Origin of the sequence: Cytobacillus sp. Hm23, from assembly GCF_051842895.1 — a bacterium.
GTDB lineage: Bacteria > Bacillota > Bacilli > Bacillales > SM2101 > Nanhaiella.
The window spans coordinates 1-23,488 of sequence record NZ_JBPXRQ010000035.1; the positions used below are offsets into that span (position 1 = coordinate 1).

The window sequence follows — 23,488 nt, forward strand, 5'->3', positions numbered from 1 at the left end:
TATGCCCTCACCACTTCATGTTTAAATTCAATAGAGAAAAATTTATTGGACATAAAAAAGCCCCCTTAAGGTAATCAGATTTTATTTTTTAATCTGTCTACCTTAAGGGGAGCATATCAGAAAAGGTCATCCTTTTTTCTTTCATTTGTTATTGTTGTAATAACATATAAATAACTTTCGCTGCTTGTGCACGTGTAGCAGTATTGCTTGGACCAAAAGAACCATCTAGGTAACCGGTCATCATGCCTAGCTCATTTGCTGAGGTAACATAGTCTTTTGCCCAATCCCCAATGCTACTTGCATCACTGTATGATAATTCTGTAGACGGCGTGTGTGTTGTATCCATCTTCACATTATAAGCACGTATTAACATAGCTGCTGCTTGTTCACGAGTAATTGATGCACTTGGGTCAAATATTGTTGATGTTTTCCCTGTTACAATGCCTGCTTCAAACGCTGCAGTAATTTCTGCTGCTTGTTCAGCTGAGACATCTGTAAATGGTGATTCATTTGTAGCAGTTAAACCAAGAGAGCGTACAATTAATGATGCAAATTGAGCACGAGTGACATTTGCATTCGGGTCAAATATTGTTGCTGATTTTCCCTTGATGATTTCCATAGCTGTCAATTCATCAATATACTGTTTCGCCCAATGATTTTCAGGTACATCAGTAAACTGTTTGCTTTCAGTTTCACTTTCGTTATCGTTGTTGTTATTCTCGTTGTCATCAGTGTTATTTTCGTTGTTCTCGTTATTCTCGTTGTCGTCGTTACCTTGCTGATCTCCAACTAAATCGATTGAGAATTTCGCAAAACCACTTTCAAGTGTTTCAATATAAGCGATTTTTTCTCCCTCTAAATATTTTGTAGCTTCAGGAGAAGTCTCAAATGTTACATTCAGCTCAGAATTAATTGGTGCAAATGACCAATTCATATCAGCTGAAGGGTTAATCGTTTGTTTATCTAAAATGTAATTGATTATCGCTTGGCGGTTTTCATCCGGTGATTCAATGATAACTTTGTCAGCACTAATACCAGGGAAATTACCACCACCAGTAGCTCGATAGTTATTTGTTACGACAATAAACTTCTGTTCACTTGAAACTTCTTTGCCTTCAAATTGTAAATTTACGATACGGCTTGCATCTGGATTAACGACATTTCCTTTATCATCATACTTTGCAGGTTGTGTTACATCGACTTGATAAGAAACACCATCAATTACGTCAAAGTTATAAGTCGGGAATGCTACATTAATTAACTCTTGCTCTTCAGTAGAAGATGCATCAATTTGATTAAATTGTCCAGCTGACATTTCAAGCCATTCTTTCACATCCGCCCCATTAATAAGAAGAGCTTGCAGCGTATTAGGATATAAATACATATCTGCTACATTTTTGATCGCAATTTCTCCTGCAGGAACATCAGTGTAATAAGTCGCTCCTCCACGTCCACCAGCTTTGAAAGGTGCACCTGCTGAAAGAATTGGTAAACCCTCATATTCTGTACCTTGAACATAGTTTTCGACATACCATTTTTGTGCATTCGTTACAATTTGGATTGAAGGATCATCTTGAACGAGCGCAAAATAGCTATTAATTGGTGCTGTTGTCGTTCCTACTGGACTGTTAACCCATTCAATAGTTCCTTCGTGTTCCTCATGCACTGCGTCAACAATTGATTGATCTGCATCAACTAATGGCGTATTTGATTCTTTATCATAGATAGCTTGTACAGAAGATTGTGAATCTACAACAGTCCAACTATCATCTTTCTTTTCAAGTGTGAAATCAATCAATCCCAAATGATTTCCCCAGTACCCCGGCATAACAGACGCTACACCGTTAATTTTACCAGTTTCAACATCAACACCCTCTATGTCTGCATATGTTTCACTCGGGAAGACGGAATGAGAATGTCCAAATAGAATTGCATCAATACCTTCTACTTTACTTAATTCAAATGTTGCGTTTTCTTGCATTCCTTCATCGGTTGCTTTCCCTATGCCTGAGTGAGGGATGGCAACAATGATATCAGCACCCTTTTCTTTCATTTCAGGGACAAACTTTTCTGCAGTTTCTATGATATCTTTTGCGATGACTTTACCTTCAAGGTTTTTCTTATCCCAGTTCATAATTTGAGGAGGTGTAAATCCAATGACACCTACTTTTAGTGTATGTGTTTCGCCATCTTCATCGACAACTTCACGGTCTAAAATAAGGTATGGTGTAAAATAATTCTCATCATTTGTTGCATCACCATCTTGATCGTCAATGTATACGTTCGCATTTACATACGGAAAATTTGAACCTTTTAAGCTTGTCCCTAAAAAGTCTAAACCGTAATTAAATTCATGATTTCCAATATTACCAGCATCATAATCTAATAAGTTCATCGCTTTATATACAGGATGTGTTTCACCATCTTCAAGTACATCGACTTTTGCGACATAATCACCTAAAGGATTTCCTTGAATGAGATCCCCATTATCGAATAATAAACTGTTTTTCGCTTCCTCACGTGCTTGCTTAATCAATGTTGCTGTTTTTGCAAGCCCAAAGTCTTGAACTTCTGCATCTTTATAATAATCGTAGTTTACTAGATTTACGTGTATGTCTGTTGTTTCCATTACTCTTAGCTTAACGATATCCTCATTTTCAGCTGCATGAGTTACAGCTGGCGCCATTTGTGGCAATGTCATACTAAGAGCTAAAGCGGTACTAAGTGCTAGTTTTTTCTTAGATTTTTTCATCTAACGTACCTTCCCTTCTAATAATACAAATTAAATGCATATGTATTATAACAAAAAAAACAAAAAACTTGATAATAATTTTTCTTTTTACGAAAAATTAACAAGTTAGACGCAATTCAACATATGTAAAGGAGTATTAAATAACATGCTTAAATGACTCCTCATATATTCTTACTAAAAGTTGATTTCGAATTAAGAGCTAAGAACCTCGGGATCTATTCACCTTAAAGGCTAGTAAAATCATCTATAATACACATCAGTTACTCATATTTAAGTAAAAAAAGCAACAAAGTTTTTGAAAAGAGACTTACTAAAAAAATCGTCAATACAAAATTAATATTTAATAATAGAATTTCCATTTTCCGATCTTATGCTAATTCGTCTTGGAAAAGCATGAGTTGGTTGCTCATAAGATTTTGCTATCGGTAAGTGTGTTTCATGACTTTCAGCAGTATAGGGTGTAAGAGTATTATTAGCGCTAGTTGGTATAATTAATTGATTTTCAGTCTTGCTTACACATAGATCAACTTCTTTACTATCCATAGGTTGACCTTGTTCGGCTACTTGTATTTTCCCATCATTATTAAACTTTAATGAGGAAAGATTTCTTTTATTCATGTAAACTCTCTTTTTCATCATTATTTCACCTCTATTCCTGCTTCTAGATGTTAACCTACTCTTCTTTAAAAGACTGTACTAAATTTTCAAGCTCTTCACGATTTTGTGTAATCATGCCTTCTAAACGGTCTACTAAACCTTGGATATCTTTATGATTAGTCGTTCCGTTAGATGAAAAATGCTGAAATAATAATACAATTGCATATGCAACAGCTGAATTATCAACATATACAAATGAATTTCCACTCTTTATAATTTTTGAGTTTCCATTTTCATTTCTAAGGTCTGCTGTTAAAAGACTTTCAATTTGCTTCGAAAATTCACTCATATATTTTGCTACAGTTTTATCAATAAGCTGCTCAACTTCTCTTTGGTTTATCACCCTTAAATCCCCCCTTTGTTTATATGTATACGAAAAGGTTTAGCTTCTTGTATAGACAGCCTCCTATTTTGTCGTGAAAATATTCATATTTTTACATTTTCAATAGAATTTCCTTATTGGTATTTGTTCACACACTTGATAGCAATAACAATTAGATATGTTAACTACCGCTTCTATCGTAACTTCATTGGTATTTTAACTACATTGCCACAGCTAGTTGGAGATATAAATTAGTGGAAATTGCTTTAAGAAGAAAAGTATCACAAATCTCACTGTATACGAGTTTTTTATGCAGGAAGTCTTAACTGTTAATGAATCAGGTGGTGACAAACCTCCACCTGATTAATAAACTTTCTAATAGAAATGAGGTCTTTCAACTATTACAATTCAGTTTGATTAGACTTTAGCATTTAAACTAGTATAAATGACCAAAGTAATATAATCACAATTATCAAACTGATGCATACATTTTCAGCTTAATCCTTGTCATCTTTTTTACCTTTTTTGCAAAACTCGATACTAGAAGCTCCGTTTTTAACCTCAATTTCATCTTTATCTAGCTGTGCTTGTGCCTGAGCTTGTAATTGCGCCTGAGCTTGAAGCTGTGCTTGTAATTGCGCTTGAAACTGTGCTTGTGCTTCTAATTGAGCTTGGAGTTGTGCCTGTAACTCAATAATCTTATCAAACACATCATCTCTACTTGCCATGCCTTCTCCCCTCCTTTATTTCTTAAATAAAGAACTATCAATTAAGCATCTGCTTTGTCGCACCACCAGTCAGGTAATTCAATAGATGAAGTTCCATTTTTTACCCAAACTTTGTCTTTATCAACTTGTGCTTGTGCTTGTGCCTGAGCTTGTGCTTGGAGCTGCGCTTGAAGTTGTGCTTGAAGCTCTGCTTGTAGTTGTAATTGCGCTTGGAATTGTGCTTGTAGCTGAGCTAAAATCGCAAGCATCTTGTCGAAATCTTTATCTGTATATTCCATTTCTTTCCCTCCTTCTATAGCTGATTTACTTACACTACCAAGGTATGTCTATATTGAAATATAGCAACGGCATCTGTTCTATATAAAATAAAATGGTCAAAATCATTATTTTTAATAGACATTATAGTTTTTAATTTTTACATTTTATTGAATTTTGTTATTTTTAGCATGAATAGTTTATGCTATCGGAGAATATGTACTTATGTATTTTCTATTCGAGAGGATGGTTTGCGTGTGGTATGCAAAAGAAGTGAATGACATCGCTACTAAGTTAGACACAAATCTCGATTCAGGGCTATCTAGTATGGAAGCTAAACAACGACTAGAGTGTAATGGGGCAAATGAATTTAAAGAGCAACAAGAATCAACTTTGTTGCAGTTGTTATGGGGACAAATTAATAGTGCTTTAATCTATATTCTACTAGCTGCAGCTATCGTTTCATTTATCGTCGGGGAGATTAGCGATGCAATCGTCATTTTTATTGTCATCGGTATCAATGCAGTAATTGGAATTATTCAAGAATCTAAGGCAGAAAAAGCATTGGAAGAATTAAAAAAAATGTCAACACCTAAAGCTATTGTGAAACGTGATGGCATCATTCAAGAAATCCCTTCCAAAAACATTGTAATAGGAGACATTGTCGTCATTGATACAGGACGTTACATTCCTGCAGATATTAGGTTTTTCGAAACTGTAAACTTAAAGGTTGAAGAGTCTGCTCTAACAGGAGAGTCCCTTCCAGTTGAAAAAGACTCAGAGTGTTTAAGGACTAATAATATTCCTCTTTCAATTCAGCAAAATATGGGATTTATGTCTACTCTTTCTACTTACGGAAGGGGGTTAGGTATCGTAATAGGTACTGGCATGGATACAGAGATAGGCAAAATTGCTAACCTATTAAGAGAGCAAAAAAAGTCGTTAACCCCCTTGCAGAAAAAGTTAGATGAGCTTGGAAAACTACTAGGTTTTGCAGCAATTATCATTTCTATGCTCGTTTTCCTTATAGGTTTTTTTCAAGAAAGAAATGTAACAGAGATCTTTCTAATAGCTGTGAGTTTAGCCGTGGCAGCTATACCAGAAGGCTTACCTGCAATTGTTACGATTGTTCTAGCTCTTGGCGTTCAAAGACTAATCAAAAAGAATGCGATTGTAAGAAAGCTTCCTGCAGTAGAAACATTAGGATCTGTTAGTGTCATATGTTCAGATAAAACAGGCACACTAACTCAAAATAAAATGACGGTTACTAAAACTTTTATTAATGGGAAGTACTTAGACTGGCCGGACTTGAATGTTCAATCAAAGTCCTCAAATATGTTAATAAAAGTCATGCTATTATGTAACGATGCATCATTATCAGAGAAAGAACAAACAGGTGACCCTACTGAAGTAGCACTCCTTGTAGCAGGAAAAAATGTTCAGTATTCAGTTGATTTTGATCATCGTTTTAAACGATTATACGAAATACCATTTGACTCTGAACGAAAATTGATGACAACAGTGCATCGTGTTAACGAAGATGTTCTTATGTTGACAAAAGGGGCCCTTGAGAACATCCTTCTGAAATCAACTAACATCTTAATTGATGATCAGATTTGTACTATGTCAAATGATAATCGAGACAATATTCTTGAACAAGCTAAAGAAATGGCGAACGCTTCTCTACGCGTATTAGCCTTTGCTTATAAAATGATAACGAATGAGAAGAAATATGATGAAATTCAAGAAGATCAATTGATATTTATTGGACTCGTAGGTATGATTGATCCTCCTCGTTTAGATGTAAAAGAATCAATTGAGCTTTGTAAAAAAGCAGGCGTAAAGCTAGTGATGATAACTGGAGATAACCATAAGACTGCGTTAGCTATATCAAAACAATTAGGAATAGCTGAACATGAACACGAAACAATGACAGGTCAAGAGCTCGATAAGTTAACAGCGTTGCAATTAAAATCGCGCATATTAGACACTAAAGTGTTTGCTCGTGTTTCGCCTGAACATAAAGTGCGTATCGTTGATGCACTTAGATCTAATGGCAATATTGTAGCAATGACTGGAGATGGAGTTAACGATGCACCTTCACTCAAAAAAGCTGATGTAGGTGTAGCGATGGGGATAACAGGTACAGATGTAGCAAAAGGAGCATCGGATATTATTTTAACTGATGATCGCTTTTCAACAATTGTATCAGCAGTTAAAGAAGGTAGGAATATATATTTAAATATTAAAAAGTCGATCCTTTATTTGCTGTCGTGTAATTTAGGGGAAATTGTGGCGCTCGTTTTTGGTATTCTAATGGGTTGGCCAGCCCCTTTAACTGCCATCCATATTCTATGGGTAAACTTAATTACCGACACTCTCCCAGCAATTGCTCTTGGCTTTGAAAAAGGTAATGCAGATGTAATGAATCACAAACCTAGAGATCCGAAACAACGAATCATAACAAATAAGGAAATTAGATACACATTACTTAATGGATTGGTTATAGGTATTGCTACATTAGTTGCCTTTTCAATAGGATTAAACGGTGAAGTAAGTTTTCTAACAGAGCATTCACAATCATCAGCTGAATCAATTATTCGCGCACAAACGATGGCATTTCTAACATTAAGCTTTGCTCAGCTTTTCCATTCTTTTAATTTAAAACATGAGAAAAAAACTATCTTTCAAAAAGAATTTTTCTCAAATAAATATTTAATAGGAGCTTTTATCGTCGGGTTCGGAATACAAGTTCTATTAGTCAATATACCTTTTTTCCATCCATTCATTAACCTTACTTACCTATCACTAGAGCAATGGTTTATCGTTATTGTCATTGCTATTATTCCAATTATTATTAACGAAATTAGCAAATTACTAATAAGTAAGTATCTTTTACTTAGGCAATGATGAAAAACTCCCTGATGTTGATGTCAGGGAGTTTTGATTGATTGTTTTATACTAAGATATTTACGTATTAATAAACTTCTTTAACCATTCATCAAATTCTTCTCTCGTTTTCTTTTCACCATCTACATACATGTCGATAGTTTCCTCTTTATAGAAAAAGTATATTTTATAATGCTTGTCATTATGTTTTCCTTGAAACAGCATTACATTAGAATCATCGCTTTCAAATGTCCATGCTAGATCTTCAAATTTGTTCGTAAACAAATCATATAATCCCTCGCCATTTGGAGCTTTAAATTTTGCCATTTGCATCTTCATTTTCTCTTCTAAATTTTCCATATCTTTACTCGGCTGTTCTTCAGTTTTCTTGGTACCTTTTGATTCTGCTATAAGGACTTCATCAGTCATTTTCGCAAAAGCCCCTTCATTTAATAAAAACCCACCACCTAGTATAGACATTACGAACATACTAACAACTAACATGTTTATCATGCTGGCTAACCTCCTAATTGTATACAGTAGTTTAAATTCCCGTTGTTATTATTCACAATTACCATCATTGTATTCACTTAGACAAATATAAGATTAGCTGACTAGTAGCTTGTTATTTAACCTACTTGAAGAATTGACTTATTACCTCATGCTTATAGCATGCATGGAGCTAGAAGCTAAAACACACCTCTGTCAGCTCCGACATGCACTGAGGAAGTCGCTACTCATCTTCGAGTGTGTCGATGAAGTGACGCGCTTCTGCTTGATAAAAGGAATTATGAAGCTTGATGCTTTGCCTGAGCATACACATGACGATACCTTAAACAATGCTTCAACTGCATCGTTTATCCCTTCTTAGTCATACTGCGATATACAATATATTTGCGATTTAAATATGTAAGAGGAACACTCCATACGTGTACAAGCCTCGTAAATGGCCAAATCGCAAAAAGTGCTACTGCACTGATGATATGTATTTTAAAGCCGAACGGCGCTCCTATCATCAACTCAGGAATTGGTCGAAACATTAAAACCCCTCTTATCCACGGTCCTATATATTCTCGATAATCAAATTCTCCTCCTGTTGCCGTATAACCAACTGTATTTGTAAAGCCCGTAAGAACAACCGCTCCTAAGAGAACTAATACGACCAAATCGCTTTTTGAACTGTTAACTAAAATTCTACGTACAGTGACCCTTCTCAAAAATAATAAAAACCCACCAACTACGGTAGCTACACCAGCTGCACCGCCAAACCACACTGCCCCGAAGTGATACATTTCCTCTGAAATTCCAACATAATCATAAAATCCCTTTGGAACGAGCAACCCTGCAACATGGCCAAAGAAAACGATAATAATTCCCCAATGAAAAAGTAAACTACCCCATTTTAATTTCTTCTTTTCCAAAAACTCACTAGATTTCGCTGACCACCCAAACTGATCTGTGTTGTACCGATAAATATGGCCCAACACAAATATGGCTATGACAATATAAGGGTATATTAACCACCAAAATTGATCCCAAAATGACATTTCCATCCCTCCATGGACTTATTGAGAATCCCTTTATATTCAAGCTATCCTGCTTGTTTTTGTTCTATTAGTGAATCAATAGCTAGTATACAACCGTTTAATACATGCTCATAAGGACTTGTTAGACTTGTTAATTCCTTTTGTAAACGGTCTATCGATTTCCTATGAATACTAAACATTTTCATAGCACTTTCTTCAGAAGCTTCCGATGCGAATTCTAAAATTAATGGAAAAAAGTCGGGTAATTCATCATTTTTGATATAAAAGTCCTCTTTCGCAAATTCAAACCTAAGTTTCACGAATGCTTGACCTCTTTCACGGTTATCACCAAACACGTCATACGTTAAATACAGTGTTGTTTTGTCATTAAAATCAAAAGTGTTGACATATGTTTCACACAACTCAGTCAAACAATGATTGGTTGTATATTCAATAAAATCAGTATATGCTTGTTGCACTTTGTTATCGCTAATGCTATGAATAGCTTTAATAATCTCTTCATCACCCACCCATTCTTTTGAAGGGTAATGTAAAAAAATCGATGCAAGTTTAAATATAGTCTTACTGTCTTCCATCTTGAGCATGCTGTATATCACTCCAATACTTTTCTCCATACAAATATAAATCCTCGTTATTCTCGCTCACACTACAATCATTACAACCTTCCATAAAGTCATAACCAGTTGACCCTTGACCAAAATACATATCTCCAACTTTTTCTTTATGAGATGAGGGGATAACGTATCGATCTGAGTATTTTGCAATAGCAGCGAGCTCATACATGTCGCGAGCTGACTGTTCGGTTAAGCCAGCTGACTCTAAAATATTTGAGTCAAATGATTTTTGGATATTTACACTTCTCATATAGCTTCTCATCGCCACTAATTTTTTTAATACAGCCTCTATAACCGCTGTATCTCCAGCACTTAATAAATTAGCCAAATATTCGATTGGTATGCGAAATTGTTTAATTGTTGGAAACACAATTCTTGGATCAATTGAGTCAACTTGACCACCGAGTGCATCCATCATCGGACTAAGTGGCGGTACGTACCAAACCATCGGTAACGTACGATATTCAGGATGAAGTGGAAGTGCAATCTTTTGCTCAATAGCTAGCTTATACACTGGTGATCTTTGAGCCGCTTCAATCCAATCTTCTGGAATTCCCTCATTTATTGCATTACGTATCACTTCAGGATCATGTGGGTCTAAGAAAAGATCCAACTGAGATTCATATAACTTTTTCTCATCACTTACAGAAGCAGCTTCTTTCACACGTTCTGCATCATAAAAGACTAGCCCTATATATCGAAGCCTTCCAACACACGTTTCAGAGCAAATTGTTGGTAAACCACTTTCTATTCTCGGAAAGCAAAATGTACATTTTTCTGCCTTCTTCGTTTTCCAATTAAAATATACTTTCTTATATGGACAACCTGTCATACAAAATCGCCAGCTCCGACACGAGTCTTGATCAACTAAGACTATGCCATCTTCATCTCTTTTATAAATTGATCCTGAAGGACATGATGATACACAAGGTGGGTTAAGACAATGTTCACATATACGTGGTAAATACATCATGAACGATTGTTCATATTCAAACTTGATCTTGTCCTCAATCCCTTGTATATTAGGATCATTTTCACCTGTAATATGAACACCTGCTAAATCATCTTCCCAGTTTGGCCCCCACTGTATATCCATATATTCACCTGTTAGCTGTGATTTCGGTCGTGCCACAGGCTGATGCTCACGCTCTGGACTATTAATCAATGTTTCATAATCGTAAGTCCAAGGTTCATAATAGTCATCAATTTGTGTCAAATCCTTGTTGTAAAAAATGTTGAGAAGTTTACTCGCTCGGCCACCAGCCTTCAGCTCCAATTTTCCGTTCTTTACTTCCCAGCCCCCTTTATGAGTTTCCTGATTTTCCCACTCTTTCGGGTAACCAATGCCAGGTTTTGTTTCGACATTGTTCCACCACATATATTCAGCACCAGGGCGATTTGTCCATGTATTATTACAAGTAACACTACATGTATGACATCCAATACACTTATCTAAATTCATAACCATTCCAAATTGCGCTTTAACTTTCAAGCCAATTCACCTCACCCTTCTCTAGCCTGCGGATCATGACCATTTCGTCTCGCTGATTACCTGTTGGGCCGTAATAATTAAAGCCATAGCTTAACTGAGCATATCCACCAATCATTTGTGTAGGTTTAATATGGATTCTCGTTGGACTGTTAAATGTTCCTCCTCGCAACTTCGTAGTTGGTGAACCTGGCACATTTATCGTTCTGTCCTGAACGTGATACATATAAGCTACCCCTCTTGGCAAACGGTGACTTGTAACTGCTCGTGCAACTACGACACCATTTCTGTTATACATCTCTAACCAGTCGTTATCGTTAATCCCTGCATTATTGGCATCTTCATGATTAAGCCAGACGTGTGGACCACCTCTAAATAACGTAAGCATAGGTAACGTATCACCATAAGTACTGTGATATGACCATTTAAAATGTGGTGTTAAATAACGCAACTCTATTTCATTACCGTGATTCGGTCGGTGATCTTGATCTAAAAATGCTAATTTACGAAGAGGTGCTTTAAATGTAGGTAGTTCTTCACCAAATTCTAATATGGTTTCATGATCTAAATAGAAATGTTGTCTACCCGTTAATGTTCTCCATGGTATGAGACGTTCTACATTTGTCGTAAAAGGTGAATAACGTCTATTTCCAGTTTCTGTACCGCTAAATACTGGTGATGAAATAACTTTTTGAGGCTGAGCAGTTATTTCATCAAAGGAAATGTGCTCTTCTGCTCGTTCGATAGCCAAATCTTTTAACTGCTGCCCAGTTTTTTTCTCCATGACATCCCATGCTTTCATTGCTAGAGAGCCGTTCGTTGTACTAGACAACGTTAGTATCGTTTCAGCTACATTTCGATCCGTATACAGACTCGGACAATCTTTGTAATCCTTTGTTTGTCTTGCTACACCATTTATTGCTTTTAACTTGTCATACTCTTCCTTTGCATCCCAACCGATACCCTTAGCACCAATGCTGTCCTTAATTACACCACCTAATGCAATATATTTCTCATATACCTTCGTGTACTCCCGTTCTACTACGTGTATACGCGGTAAATTTACACCAGGCTCTGGTTCTACATCACCATGCTTCCAATCAGGTATTTGCCCAAATAATTGTGAAATTTCATCTTTCGTATCATGTAATAAAGGTGTTGCAACAATATCTTTCGTTGGCTCTGGAAAAATCTCTTCTGCTAATTCAGATAATTTTTTCGCCAGGTTTTTGAATGTATCCCAATCAGATTTACTTTCCCAAGGGGGTGCTATCGCTGGATTAAATGGGTGTACAAATGGGTGCATGTCTGTGCTACTAATATCATATTTCTCATACCAAGTAGCTGCAGGCAGAACAATATCCGAATACAACCCCGTTCCAGTCATGCGAAAATCTATATTTACTAACAAATCGAGTTTCCCTTCAGCTGAAATTTCTTGACTATCGACTTCAGCAGTATGTAATTCATCATTTGCTACACTTAAAGAGCCATGATGTGTTCCTAAGAGGTGTTTCAAAAAATACTCATGCCCTTTAGCAGAACTGCCTAATAAATTAGCACGCCACACAATTAATGACCTTGGAAAGTTAGCAGGATTACTCGGATTTTCAATAGCAAACTTAAGTTTGCCGTTCTTTAAATTTTCTACAACATACTTCACAGCTTCATCATTTGTCTTTGCGTTTGCTTTTTTATAAAGATGTATAGTGTTTTCCTGAAATTGTGGATAGGAAGGAAGCCACCCTAATCTAGCCGCTAACGCATTATAATCTGCTAAATGTTCATATCTTGGTTTATCAATCGTTGGAGAGATAAGGTCATCAACTGATTGATCCTCATATCTCCACTGCTCTGTTGCAAAGTAAAAAAATGATGTACCATTTTGTAAGCGTGGTGGTCCACCCCAATCACGTGCAGTTGCAACGGTTTGCCAGCCTTCTAATGGCCTCACCTTTTCTTGCCCTACATAATGAGCCCATCCGCCACCATTCACACCTTGAGATCCAGTTAGCAATACAAGATTTAGCACCGCTCGATAAATGACATCTGAATGATACCAATGGTTAATTCCAGAACCCATAATAATCATGGATCGACCATTTGAATCAATTGCATTTTGCGCAAATTCCCGTGCAATTTGTGCAACAACCTCTTTGTTAATCCCCGTTTTATCTTCCTGCCAGGCTGGGGTATATGGCTTTGGATCATCATAATTTGTTGGATAATCTCCTGGTAAATTACGACTTACGCCTGTTTTTGCTAGTAATAGATCAAATACAGTTGTCACATATTGAACTTGGCCATCTCCATCACTAACTATTCTTACAGGTATAGTCCTTTCAAGCGTTGTTTTCTCATTTTCATCAAAATAAGGAATTGTTATCGAAAGCAGTTCATCTTCATTATTAAGAAGCGTTAATAATGGTGAAATAGACTGTCCATCTTCTGATGACTGTTGTAAGTTAAGATTCCAGTTACCATTATCCTCCCAACGATGTCCTATTGTTCCATTAGGTATAAGAAGTTGATTAGTTTCACTATCTATAACGACTGGCTTCCATTTGGCATGGGCTATATTCTGTCCAATATCACTAGCCCTTAAGAAACGATTAGCTACATAGGATTCTCCTTTTTTTTCAAGCTTGATTAAGAAAGGTAGATCAGTATACATTTTTGCGTAGTTATCGAAATAGGGCGTATTTTTGTCGACGTAGAATTCCTTTAGTATGACATGAGTCATTGCCATTGCTAATGCAGCATCCATACCTGGATTAACAGCCAACCAATTGTCTGCAAATTTAACGTATTCAGCGTAATCAGGACTAATTGAGACGACTTTCGTTCCTCTATACCTCGCTTCTACCATAAAATGTGAGTCAGGTGTTCTAGTTTGTGGCACATTAGAGCCCCATATTAGTAAATAACTAGAATTGTACCAATCTGAGCTTTCCGGTACGTCTGTTTGTTCACCCCATACTTGTGGTGATGCTGGAGGAAGGTCAGCATACCAATCATAAAAACTAAGGATGGCACCACCTATTAATGATAAAAATCGTGCACCGCCTGCGTGACTAACCATTGACATAGCTGGAATCGGGGAAAAGCCAAAAATTCTATCTGGTCCATACTTATTAATCGTATATAATAACTGTGCAGCGATAAGTGTATTTACTTCGTCCCATGAGGTACGAACAAACCCACCCTTTCCTCTTGTAGATTTATATTGCCTTTCCTTGTCAGGATCTTCGATAATACTCGCCCAAGCATCAACAGCATTGGTGTTTTCCTTCATTGCCTGCCGCCATAATTTAATAAGACTGCTTCTTACATATGGGTACCTCACTCTTAAAGGACTATATATATACCATGAAAAACTAGCCCCTCTAGGACAACCTCTTGGTTCATATTCAGGCATATCAGGGCCTGTTGAAGGATAATCAGTTTGTTGAGTTTCCCACGTGATAATCCCGTCTTTCACATGTATTTTCCAGCTACAAGAGCCAGTACAATTCACACCATGTGTGGACCGGACTACTTTGTCATGCTGCCACCTTCTACGATAGTACTTCTCCGTTTCCCTATCATATGGTGATAGTTCGCTGTGGTCTGTAAGCTCAGTTGTTTTCCCGAAATATGTAAGTTTCTTTAGAAGTGGGAGCTTCTTTTTACTCATTTTCCGCATCCTTCCTTATTTAGAAATCATCGCTATGGCATTCTTTTGCCCAAATCGTTTAGTAAATATTCTAAAATGATTAGATGTTTAAAAGTTATTAAGGTGTTTATACTGATAACCATTAACAACACGAATAATGAGGTGAATGAAGATGTCGGGACCATCATTAAGAAAATTAGACGCCCACCAATCAATTCATGAAGGAGCAGTCACTGAGGGGAAAGAGTTACTTGATATGCTAGTGAAGTTATATAAAGACGACCAACACCAATACGCACAAACTGTTGCAAAAGTGTTAGTTGAACATTGGGAAACTAGAACGATTGCTCACGCAGATTCTGAAGAGGAAGGATTTTATGTTGATCTTCTTGATAAGAATCCAAATTTAAAAGAACCGTTAACTATGTTAAAGCGAGATCATGACTTGCTACGAATATTAGTAACTAACGTAAAAGACATGCTTAAAAACGATGGGTTAACAGAAGAAGTGATCGATCATTTTAAAGCTATATTAATTGTTTTAGATATACATAACCATGATGAGGAGATACTCTTGTCTTAATTAACTAGACTCTTTCCGTAATTGTTGATGCTTTCATTACTAACAATGAAAATAAAATGAAGTCTACCGACCACCACAATTACATATACAACAAAACCTAGATTTAATGCAAAAATCAACAATCAATTGGAAAACTGCAATAACAAAAGAGCAATCTTTAAGATTTCTAAAGGTTGCTCTTTTATTATGAATTTGTTTGGAACGGACGGGATTTTACCTCGCTTTATTTTTACAGAAGAAAAGTGACAAAAACTCTAGTTGCGAATGTTGTTATTGCTTAGTACGAAAAACAGTAAATGTACTATGATTGAAATGCTATTTATATCATTCTCATTTCAGAAAAATGAATGTTTTTCGTTACTTAGAATATAAACGTATACAAATATTAACCAAAAGGAATGATAACAAAGATTAATATTTAGGACGGAGGATTGGCATGGCTAGGATTACAAACTGGGAACCAGAAAATGAGGATTTTTGGGAGCGCGAAGGTCGAAGACATGCTCGAAGGAATTTATGGATATCCATCCCTGCCCTACTATTAGCCTTTGTTGTTTGGCAAATATGGTCAGTCGTTGCAGTCAGATTAAATGATGTAGGCTTTTCCTTTACCCAATCAGAATTATTTACGTTGGCAGCCCTTCCCGGATTAACAGGAGCTACGTTTCGTATTTTTTTTACTTTTATGCCTGGGATTGTTGGAGGAAAAAATTGGACAGTCATTAGTACAGCGCTTTTGCTTTTACCAACAGTAGGAATTGGTATTGCAGTCAACAATCCAGAAACGTCCTTTACGATGATGGCAACTTTAGCAGCATTATGTGGTATCGGTGGAGGGAATTTTTCTTCATCCATGGCAAATATTAATCCATTTTATCCAAAAAAAGAGCGAGGGGCGGCTTTAGGATTAAATGCTGGTATAGGTAACCTAGGTGTGAGTGTTGTACAATTTCTCACTCCAATCGTCATAACAGCAAGCATTATTGGAGCTTTTACTGGGACATCGCAAACATTAGATAATGGTGAAACCATTTGGATTCAAAATGCAGCGTTTGTATGGGTAATTCCGATTATTATCATTACACTAGCTGCAGTAGTCGGCATGGACAACTTACCGGGAACAAAACAATCTTTTAAGGAACAAGCTATTATATTCAAAAGAAAGCACACTTGGATTATGACTTGGTTGTATACGATGTGTTTTGGATCATTTATTGGATATGCCGCAGCTTTTCCATTGTTAATTCAAAATGAATTTGCCGAACAGAATGCGGTCGGATTAGCATTTTTAGGACCATTAATCGGAGCAGCAGTCCGTCCTGTTGGAGGGTGGATATCAGACAAAGTAGGCAGTGGTGCACTTATTACATTTTGGGACATTATTATTATGATCATTGCTACGATAGGTGTAATATATTTCTTACAAATTCATCATTTCACCGGTTTTTTAATCATGTTTCTTATCCTATTCTTTACTACGGGAATAGCAAATGGCTCTACTTTCCGTATGGTTCCTTTTATTTTCCCAGCAAAAGAGTCCTCACCAGTGTTAGGTTTTATCGCAGCTATAGCAGCTTACGGTGCATTTTTAATCCCAAAAGTATTTGGTTGGTCCATTGACACAACGGGCTCTGCCAATTTTGCTTTATATATATTTCTTGTATATTACGCGATCAGCTTAATAATTTGCTGGTATTACTATTCTCGCAAAAATGCTGAGATCAAATGCTAATAACCTTTTTTATTTGTGATTATTTGGGGGAGAATTCCGCATGAAACCTAGTGAATTAATGAAATTTCAAAACAAACAAATTCGAGTATTACATTTTACGTGGATAGCTTTTTTCATTTCTTTTTTTACGTGGTTTAATATGGCACCTCTAGCCACAACGATGGTTGAATCTGTAGGATGGTTGACAGATGATCACCTCGCGGCATTAGCTATTATTAACGTTGCTCTAACTGTCCCAGCAAGAATAGTTGTTGGGATGTTACTTGACAAATATGGACCTAGAATCGTTTTTTCTGCATTACTCATTATCATGGCTTTTCCTACCTTTGTTTTTGCATTCGGAAATTCATGGATGCAGCTTTTCGTATCTCGTCTAGTTTTAAGTGGCATTGGTGCAAGTTTTGTCATTGGGATTCGAATCATTTCAGAATGGTTCCCTCCAAAAAAAGTTGGCTTTGCCGAAGGCTTTTACGCTGGGTTTGGCAATTTCGGCTCAGCTGCAGCTGCTGTTCTTTTGCCTTGGATAGCTATACAAATTATCGGTGGTGACAACGGCTGGAGATATGCAATTGCTTATACAGGCGTCATTTGCCTCATCTATGGCATCATTTATTTCTTTATTGTAACTGACACACCTGAAGGTAAAAAATTTCTTCGGTCAGAAAAAATAGCAGCAATGCAAGTAAGCTCGTGGGGTGATTTAATTCAATTAATTGTTTGGACAATTCCGTTAGTCGGTGTTTTGGGATTGCTCGCATGGCGATTAAAAAATTTAAACTTCATTCCGCAAAATACCTTATATGTTATTTATGTTATTCTGCTCATTGTACTCACTTATCAAATCATTCAAATATTAAGAGTAAATATACCTTTGTTAAAATCTAAAGAAACAAAATCAGGAGGCTATCGCTTTAAAAATGTCGCTGCACTTAACACAACTTATTTTGCAAACTTCGGTGCTGAATTGGCAATCGTATCGATGTTGCCAACTTTTTTCTTAACAACATTCTCTTTAACCCCGACAACAGCGGGATTAATAGCCTCATCTTTTGCATTTGTTAATTTATTTGCACGACCGTTAGGTGGGTGGATATCTGATCATGTTAGAAGTAGAAAACTGATTATGCTCGCTTATATGTTTGGAATATCCATAGGATTACTTGGGATGGCATTTATTAACTCAAGTTGGCCTATTGTTCTAGCTGTTACTATTACTGTTTTAACCTCCATGTTTATCCAAGGAGCAGAAGGAGCTACTTTTGCCGTTATCCCTTTTATAAAACGTAAAATGACTGGCCAAATTTCCGGTATGGCAGGTGCTTATGGAAATGTAGGAGCCGTTGTCTACTTAACATTACTCACTTTCGTTACTCCTAGACAATTTTTTATTATTTTGTCTGTTGGTGCATTACTAAGTTTTCTATATTGTATGTTTGCTTTAGAAGAACCAAAAGATTCACATGGTGATGAATATACAGCTGAAACATAGAATCAGTAGGGGTTTTCCTATTGAGGTGAAACCCCTGAGATCATCGTCTAACTCACTATGTTGCTCATACTAACCATATTCTTATCCACTAGCTAGATTTACTAGCCAAATTCAATTTTTTTGTCTAAACTCACTGATTTGCTGTCCAAATCATCGTTTTACTGTCCAAACTTGCTGGTTTACTATCCAAACTCACTGGTTTACTGTCCAAACTCACTGGTTTACTGTCCAAACTCGCTGGTTTACTGTCCAAATTCACTTGTTTACTATCCAAAATCGCTGGTTTAACTGAACAAACTCACTACTTTACTGTCCAAATTCACTGTTTTAATGTCCAAATCTTTACTTAAATAGATCCATATAATCACCGTACCCTTCTTCTTGCAAATCATCTGCTGATATAAATCGTAGGGCAGCTGAATTTATACAATATCTTAAGCCTGTCGGTTTCGGTCCATCAGTAAACACATGGCCAAGATGTGAATCTGCATTGTTGCTCCTTACTTCTGTACGTGTAATAAACAGGCTGCGATCTTCATGTTCAACGATATTATTCGGTTCAAGAGGTTGTGTAAAGCTAGGCCACCCAGTTCCTGAATCATATTTGTCTAATGAACTAAACAATGGTTCTCCAGAAATAATATCAACATAAATGCCTTCTTCTTTATGATCCCAGAATTCATTATCATATGCCTTTTCCGTACCATCCTCTTGAGTTACTTTATATTGTATCGGTGTTAAGCTCTCCTTTAACTCTTCTTGAGAAGGCTTGATAAATGCTTTAGGAATGTCAAATTCTCTATCATCACCCCAAGTCTCATCTAAATATTGATCTCTTCCCGAGTTATGTCGATAAAATTTATACTTTAAGCTATTCTTTTTGTAGTAATCTTGATGATACTCCTCTGCTTTATAAAATGTTGCAGCTGGTAGAATCTCTGTTACAATCGGATCATTATATCGGCCAGATTCATTCAAGCTGCTTTTTGACTGTTCTGCTAGCTCCTTTTGTTCTTCATTTTGATAAAAGATTGCTGTTCGATACTGTTCTCCACGATCAACAAACTGCCCACCTGAATCTGTTGGGTTGACCTGTCTCCAAAACACCTCTAATAAAGTGTCATAGGTTATTTTTTCAGGGTCGTATATAATCTCAACTGCTTCAATGTGACCTGTTGTTCCAGCAGAGACTTCTTTGTATGTTGGGTTTTCTTGCTGACCGCCAGTATATCCTGATACGGCATCTATTACACCATCAAGCTTTTCAAACGGTGGCTCCATACACCAAAAGCACCCACCTGCAAACGTCGCTTTCGCATACATTGATTCATCATAACTTTGTTTCACAGTAGCTGCCTGCTGATTAGATCCAAATAAAAAATACATGACAACAATGATAACTAGGCTCACCGATAGGATCATCGTTATTTTCCATTTGTTCTTTTGCACTTTTATACCCCTCTCTAAAAATGTAATTCATCATAGTTCATAGAGTATAGAAAGAACCTTATAAAAGCATAACGAAAAGATTAACAAAGTATTACATAAGTAAATACTAAGGAGTGCTTTTTTCTTTTGATCTTTAAGTAAACTTTGAGTAACTGATATGTATTATTTGATTGTTATAGTCTTGAAAAATTTTATAGCTTTTATTACGAAAAGTAACCATTCATTCGAAACATCCTTTCTTATTTAGCAAATGAAGAAGATCACATATCAACAAACTAATATGGGCTTTAAGAATTACACATTTAAGAAATGGGTTAAGAAAAATTGCATAATTTTTTTAAAATTCTAGTTATTATATTAATTAGATAAAGAATATAATATATACATCTACTACTATTTTGAAAAGGGAGTGAAAAGTGAGATGGATATGATGAATGAAACTATTATCCGACCAACGCATGTAGAAGACAACGAACAAATTAAAGCTTTAATGCTTGAGTATATTTGTGATTTTTATCAAAAGGACCAACCACCATCAAGTAAGGTCGACAGTCTAATAAATATGCTCACTCAACAAAAAGAAGGAATTCAATTTGTAGCAGAGCACCATGGAGAATTAATTGGCTTTGCGACATTATACTTTTCATACAGTACATTAAGCGCACAAAAGGTTGTAGTTCTAAATGATCTATATGTAAGAAATAACTATCGCGGAACTGGAGTTGCAGAGAAGCTTTTTCAAACGTGTGTAGAGTACAAGGATACTAATAACTTTGCTTTTATGTCTTGGGAAACAGCACCTGATAATATCCGTGCTCAAAACTTTTATAAAAAAATGGGTGGAGTTAAGGGAGAGTGGCTAACTTATTCAATTTAAGAGAAATTACATAGAAATAAAAAGTTGCTCCCCTAATCTTTATTGGGGAGCAATTTTCTACTTACTTAATTGAAGAAGCTTGATTGTTATATATAACTCTAAAGTTACCTTTGGAAATTCTCACTGTAACATCTGAAACATTTGCAATATTGTTATCATGTGTAACAACGATGACGCATTTTTCCTCTTTATGTGCTAGATCTTGAAATAGTTTAACGATATCTTTAGCAGTCTTTTCATCCAAATTTCCAGTCGGCTCATCAGCGACTATTAAATCTGATTTACAACTTAATGCACGTGCAATAGAAACACGCTGTTGCTGTCCTCCACTAAGCGTAAGGACCTTTTGTCCAGCTTGTTTTTCAGTAATACCTACCTTTTTAAGCATACTCAATGCAAAATCTCTTTTATTTGCTTCATCTGATCCAGTAATCTCCATTGCGGTTATAACATTTTGAATAGCTGTCATATAAGGTAGTAGATTATATGACTGAAAAACGATCGACACGTATTTGTTTCTAAAGTTAGATAAACCAATTTTTTTTATATCTTTTCCTTCATATAAAATTTTTCCACTTTTCGGCATATCTAGTGCACTCGCCATAGCTAAAAAGGTTGTTTTACCTGAACCAGAAGGTCCAACTATCGAATAAAAATTCCCCTTTTCAAAACTTACATTAACATTATTTAAAATTGTTTGCTTTTCATTTTCATGCTCATACCAATAATTTACGTCTATGAATTCCAATAAGGCACTCATTTTATTTCCTCCTCAGTTAATCTTGCCTTGATAAAATTGTTTTTGGCTGAAGGCTTAATATTGACATAGATGGAATTAGTGTTGATAAGATAGCAATTAACAAGCCAATCATCCCTAGCATACTTAAATCTCCAGCTGTCACATCAATTTGCAACTCATCAACTGGCTCAACATCTATTTGTTGTTGTGCTTGCCTTGTCATTCTCTGTCCGAAAGAAGCAGGATTTGACGCTGTTTCTTCAGATTGTTGTATTTCTTGTGATAACAGCTGATCACCTATTTGTCCTGCAACGACATTTCCACTTACAGCAGATATACCGAGTGCTATAACTGCTACTACTAAAATTTCTACTAAGAATTGTCCAATTAGCTTCCATTTCTTTTCACCTATCGCTAATAAAACACCCATTTCATACTTTCGTTCACGAATTGACATCATGACAATTAACCCTAAAATAATTGCACCAGCAATCGTTACTAAATAAACGACATTGGTTGAAAATGATGCAACATTTTCGATAGGACCAATCATCTGTTCGTATAATTGATCGTTAGCATCTAGCTTAAAAACATCAAAATCAATAGTACTTTCAAGAGATGCTTCATCAATAAAGCTTTGAATATTTGCAGGGTCGTCCATAAAATATACTGCGTAATCTATAGCGTCTTCATAGTTTTCACTCTTCAAGCTAGAAGCAGTAGTATAAGGTGTGTATACTCTATTATATGGGTTCAAAAAATCGAAGCTTGCTGCTTGATCATCTACTAGTTCTGTTGTTTCATAGATTCCGACAATCTCGAGCATTACCGAGCTAGTTTCATCTGTTCTTTGAATCGTTATCGTGTCACCAATAGCTAAATCATTTGCAATAGCTAAATTTTGTTCTATTAATGCAACGTCCTCCCCTATGTCCTCTTCCGTCAAATGGCGACCTTCGACAATCGAAGCTTCATCATTTAAAAAGGCCTCGACCGAATCTGTAAATAATACCCCTTGAACACTTATATCTGCCTGGACTCCACGCATATTTCCAGAATTATTAAAGCTCCCTTGCCCTGCGTTCGTTTCCTCTTCATCAGTCGTTTCACTTACAATCGGATCGAAATCTTCAGCCAACCCAGATGCTGAGGAATAATAGTTATATCCTTTTATGTTATCTGATGACAATAATGCTGTAGCAGATTCCACCGGAACTGGGACAGACTGGATACGCCCTTGTTGTCTACCTCCACCTTGTTGTTGCCCTGCTTCTTCCATGAGCTTTTCTCTATCGACTTGTAAGGTGACCTGTCCACCTAACTGTTGTCTCGCTAATTCGCTAGACTTTTGAGCTGCGGTTTGAATAGATAGACCGGCCAGTACTAAAACACAAATCACTGAAAAAACAAATACTAGTAACATACTTTTTCCTTTGCGAGCAGTTACACTCAAGAATGCACGTTTTAAGAAATTCATTCTTACTCCTCCTAATCATTTGCAATTATTTATATCTAATTAATATGTCTTGTGCTTTTTTTCTAAGGATGTTTTCGTATTACTTTTACAACGCACAAAACTAGAGTTCATAGTAAAACGAAAATAAATCATATCTTTTCTAGTTATTCTAGTTTGTAATAGTAACAAAATGAACCTTTATTAATAATTGATAGCCTCCAATCTTTGGACTTTTTTATGTGGATGTATAAATCT

At 36.1% G+C, this 23,488-nt stretch carries 19 protein-coding genes; 6 read left to right on the plus strand and 13 right to left on the minus strand.

Features of this window, described 5'->3' with window-relative positions:
- Window positions 1-148: 148 nt before the first annotated feature.
- From ACSVDA_RS18415 to ACSVDA_RS18435, 5 genes are all read right to left on the minus strand, one after another.
- Window positions 149-2,752 carry a bifunctional 2',3'-cyclic-nucleotide 2'-phosphodiesterase/3'-nucleotidase gene (locus ACSVDA_RS18415; RefSeq protein WP_485885013.1) on the minus strand — a complete coding sequence of 868 codons (2,604 nt, stop codon included), beginning with the start codon at window positions 2,750-2,752 and terminating at the stop codon, window positions 149-151.
- 333 nt (window positions 2,753-3,085) lie between these two features.
- Entirely contained in the window at window positions 3,086-3,388 is a 303-nt protein-coding gene (locus ACSVDA_RS18420; RefSeq protein WP_485885015.1) for a hypothetical protein, read from the minus strand.
- 37 nt (window positions 3,389-3,425) lie between these two features.
- The gene (locus ACSVDA_RS18425; RefSeq protein WP_485885017.1) at window positions 3,426-3,752 is read right to left on the minus strand and encodes a hypothetical protein; all 327 of its coding nucleotides are present in this window, start codon (window positions 3,750-3,752) and stop codon (window positions 3,426-3,428) included.
- A 476-nt stretch (window positions 3,753-4,228) separates the two neighbouring features.
- A complete protein-coding gene (locus ACSVDA_RS18430; protein ID WP_485885019.1) occupies window positions 4,229-4,459 on the minus strand; it encodes a hypothetical protein in 231 nt (76 codons plus the stop codon).
- 41 nt (window positions 4,460-4,500) lie between these two features.
- Complete coding sequence (locus ACSVDA_RS18435) at window positions 4,501-4,737, minus strand: hypothetical protein (RefSeq protein ID WP_485885021.1); 237 nt, start codon at window positions 4,735-4,737, stop codon at window positions 4,501-4,503.
- Between the two features lie 232 nt (window positions 4,738-4,969).
- Here ACSVDA_RS18435 and ACSVDA_RS18440 point away from each other — a divergent pair, with 232 nt between their 5' ends.
- On the plus strand, window positions 4,970-7,624 hold the full coding sequence (locus ACSVDA_RS18440; protein ID WP_485885023.1) for a calcium-translocating P-type ATPase, PMCA-type: 2,655 nt from the start codon (window positions 4,970-4,972) through the stop codon (window positions 7,622-7,624).
- A gap of 60 nt (window positions 7,625-7,684) precedes the next feature.
- On the opposite strand, the gene ACSVDA_RS18445 is transcribed toward ACSVDA_RS18440, so the two are convergent.
- Window positions 7,685-8,116 (minus strand): hypothetical protein, encoded by a 432-nt coding sequence (locus ACSVDA_RS18445; RefSeq protein WP_485885025.1) that lies wholly within the window; start codon window positions 8,114-8,116, stop codon window positions 7,685-7,687.
- Window positions 8,117-8,264: 148 nt separating this feature from the next.
- On the opposite strand from ACSVDA_RS18445, the gene ACSVDA_RS18450 reads away from it, so the two are divergent.
- The gene (locus tag ACSVDA_RS18450) at window positions 8,265-8,474 is read left to right on the plus strand and encodes a hypothetical protein (RefSeq protein ID WP_485885027.1); all 210 of its coding nucleotides are present in this window, start codon (window positions 8,265-8,267) and stop codon (window positions 8,472-8,474) included.
- Here the strand turns inward: ACSVDA_RS18450 and narI are convergent.
- The 4 genes from narI to ACSVDA_RS18470 are packed head-to-tail and all read right to left on the minus strand — an operon-like array spanning window position 8,461 to window position 14,929.
- Complete coding sequence (gene narI, locus ACSVDA_RS18455) at window positions 8,461-9,150, minus strand: respiratory nitrate reductase subunit gamma (RefSeq protein ID WP_485885029.1); 690 nt, start codon at window positions 9,148-9,150, stop codon at window positions 8,461-8,463. The two genes, ACSVDA_RS18450 and narI, sit on opposite strands and share 14 nt — an antisense overlap.
- Before the next feature lie 44 nt (window positions 9,151-9,194).
- The gene (gene narJ, locus ACSVDA_RS18460) at window positions 9,195-9,725 is read right to left on the minus strand and encodes a nitrate reductase molybdenum cofactor assembly chaperone (RefSeq protein WP_485885030.1); all 531 of its coding nucleotides are present in this window, start codon (window positions 9,723-9,725) and stop codon (window positions 9,195-9,197) included.
- Entirely contained in the window at window positions 9,712-11,256 is a 1,545-nt protein-coding gene (gene narH / locus ACSVDA_RS18465) for a nitrate reductase subunit beta (RefSeq protein WP_485885032.1), read from the minus strand. Before narH ends, narJ begins: the two co-directional genes overlap by 14 nt.
- Complete coding sequence (locus ACSVDA_RS18470; protein WP_485885033.1) at window positions 11,246-14,929, minus strand: nitrate reductase subunit alpha; 3,684 nt, start codon at window positions 14,927-14,929, stop codon at window positions 11,246-11,248. Before ACSVDA_RS18470 ends, narH begins: the two co-directional genes overlap by 11 nt.
- Before the next feature lie 151 nt (window positions 14,930-15,080).
- Here ACSVDA_RS18470 and ACSVDA_RS18475 point away from each other — a divergent pair, with 151 nt between their 5' ends.
- From ACSVDA_RS18475 to ACSVDA_RS18485, 3 genes are all read left to right on the plus strand, one after another.
- Window positions 15,081-15,491 carry a hemerythrin domain-containing protein gene (locus ACSVDA_RS18475; RefSeq protein WP_485885035.1) on the plus strand — a complete coding sequence of 137 codons (411 nt, stop codon included), beginning with the start codon at window positions 15,081-15,083 and terminating at the stop codon, window positions 15,489-15,491.
- A 436-nt stretch (window positions 15,492-15,927) separates the two neighbouring features.
- Window positions 15,928-17,223, plus strand: a complete 1,296-nt coding sequence (locus ACSVDA_RS18480; RefSeq protein ID WP_320210452.1) for an MFS transporter — start codon at window positions 15,928-15,930, stop codon at window positions 17,221-17,223.
- Between the two features lie 40 nt (window positions 17,224-17,263).
- Window positions 17,264-18,712: an MFS transporter gene (locus tag ACSVDA_RS18485; protein ID WP_485885037.1), complete on the plus strand. Its 1,449-nt coding sequence runs from the start codon at window positions 17,264-17,266 to the stop codon at window positions 18,710-18,712.
- A gap of 342 nt (window positions 18,713-19,054) precedes the next feature.
- Here ACSVDA_RS18485 and msrA read toward each other — a convergent pair whose 3' ends face one another.
- Complete coding sequence (gene msrA, locus ACSVDA_RS18490) at window positions 19,055-20,161, minus strand: peptide-methionine (S)-S-oxide reductase MsrA (protein WP_485885039.1); 1,107 nt, start codon at window positions 20,159-20,161, stop codon at window positions 19,055-19,057.
- Window positions 20,162-20,582: 421 nt separating this feature from the next.
- On the opposite strand from msrA, the gene ACSVDA_RS18495 reads away from it, so the two are divergent.
- Window positions 20,583-21,038, plus strand: coding sequence for a GNAT family N-acetyltransferase (locus ACSVDA_RS18495; protein ID WP_485885041.1), 456 nt, complete (start codon window positions 20,583-20,585; stop codon window positions 21,036-21,038).
- 61 nt (window positions 21,039-21,099) lie between these two features.
- On the opposite strand, the gene ACSVDA_RS18500 is transcribed toward ACSVDA_RS18495, so the two are convergent.
- Both ACSVDA_RS18500 and ACSVDA_RS18505 read right to left on the minus strand, forming a co-directional pair.
- On the minus strand, window positions 21,100-21,798 hold the full coding sequence (locus ACSVDA_RS18500; RefSeq protein WP_485885043.1) for an ABC transporter ATP-binding protein: 699 nt from the start codon (window positions 21,796-21,798) through the stop codon (window positions 21,100-21,102).
- A 16-nt stretch (window positions 21,799-21,814) separates the two neighbouring features.
- Window positions 21,815-23,254, minus strand: coding sequence for an ABC transporter permease (locus ACSVDA_RS18505; RefSeq protein WP_485885045.1), 1,440 nt, complete (start codon window positions 23,252-23,254; stop codon window positions 21,815-21,817).
- Window positions 23,255-23,488 lie beyond the last annotated feature (234 nt).

Excerpts from the sequence above, each read along its gene's own strand:
- ACSVDA_RS18420 (WP_485885015.1), bottom strand. The coding sequence starts at position 3,388 with ATGAAAAAGAGAGTTTACATGAATAAAAGAAATCTTTCCTCATTAAAG.
- ACSVDA_RS18505 (WP_485885045.1), bottom strand. The coding sequence starts at position 23,254 with ATGAATTTCTTAAAACGTGCATTCTTGAGTGTAACTGCTCGCAAAGGA.
- ACSVDA_RS18470 (WP_485885033.1), bottom strand. The coding sequence starts at position 14,929 with ATGAGTAAAAAGAAGCTCCCACTTCTAAAGAAACTTACATATTTCGGG.
- ACSVDA_RS18480 (WP_320210452.1), top strand. The coding sequence starts at position 15,928 with ATGGCTAGGATTACAAACTGGGAACCAGAAAATGAGGATTTTTGGGAG.
- narJ (WP_485885030.1), bottom strand. The coding sequence starts at position 9,725 with ATGGAAGACAGTAAGACTATATTTAAACTTGCATCGATTTTTTTACAT.
- ACSVDA_RS18415 (WP_485885013.1), bottom strand. The coding sequence starts at position 2,752 with ATGAAAAAATCTAAGAAAAAACTAGCACTTAGTACCGCTTTAGCTCTT.
- ACSVDA_RS18435 (WP_485885021.1), bottom strand. The coding sequence starts at position 4,737 with ATGGAATATACAGATAAAGATTTCGACAAGATGCTTGCGATTTTAGCT.
- ACSVDA_RS18450 (WP_485885027.1), top strand. The coding sequence starts at position 8,265 with ATGCTTATAGCATGCATGGAGCTAGAAGCTAAAACACACCTCTGTCAG.
- ACSVDA_RS18495 (WP_485885041.1), top strand. The coding sequence starts at position 20,583 with ATGGATATGATGAATGAAACTATTATCCGACCAACGCATGTAGAAGAC.
- ACSVDA_RS18500 (WP_485885043.1), bottom strand. The coding sequence starts at position 21,798 with ATGAGTGCCTTATTGGAATTCATAGACGTAAATTATTGGTATGAGCAT.
- ACSVDA_RS18430 (WP_485885019.1), bottom strand. The coding sequence starts at position 4,459 with ATGGCAAGTAGAGATGATGTGTTTGATAAGATTATTGAGTTACAGGCA.
- ACSVDA_RS18485 (WP_485885037.1), top strand. The coding sequence starts at position 17,264 with ATGAAACCTAGTGAATTAATGAAATTTCAAAACAAACAAATTCGAGTA.
- ACSVDA_RS18475 (WP_485885035.1), top strand. The coding sequence starts at position 15,081 with ATGTCGGGACCATCATTAAGAAAATTAGACGCCCACCAATCAATTCAT.
- ACSVDA_RS18445 (WP_485885025.1), bottom strand. The coding sequence starts at position 8,116 with ATGATAAACATGTTAGTTGTTAGTATGTTCGTAATGTCTATACTAGGT.
- narI (WP_485885029.1), bottom strand. The coding sequence starts at position 9,150 with ATGTCATTTTGGGATCAATTTTGGTGGTTAATATACCCTTATATTGTC.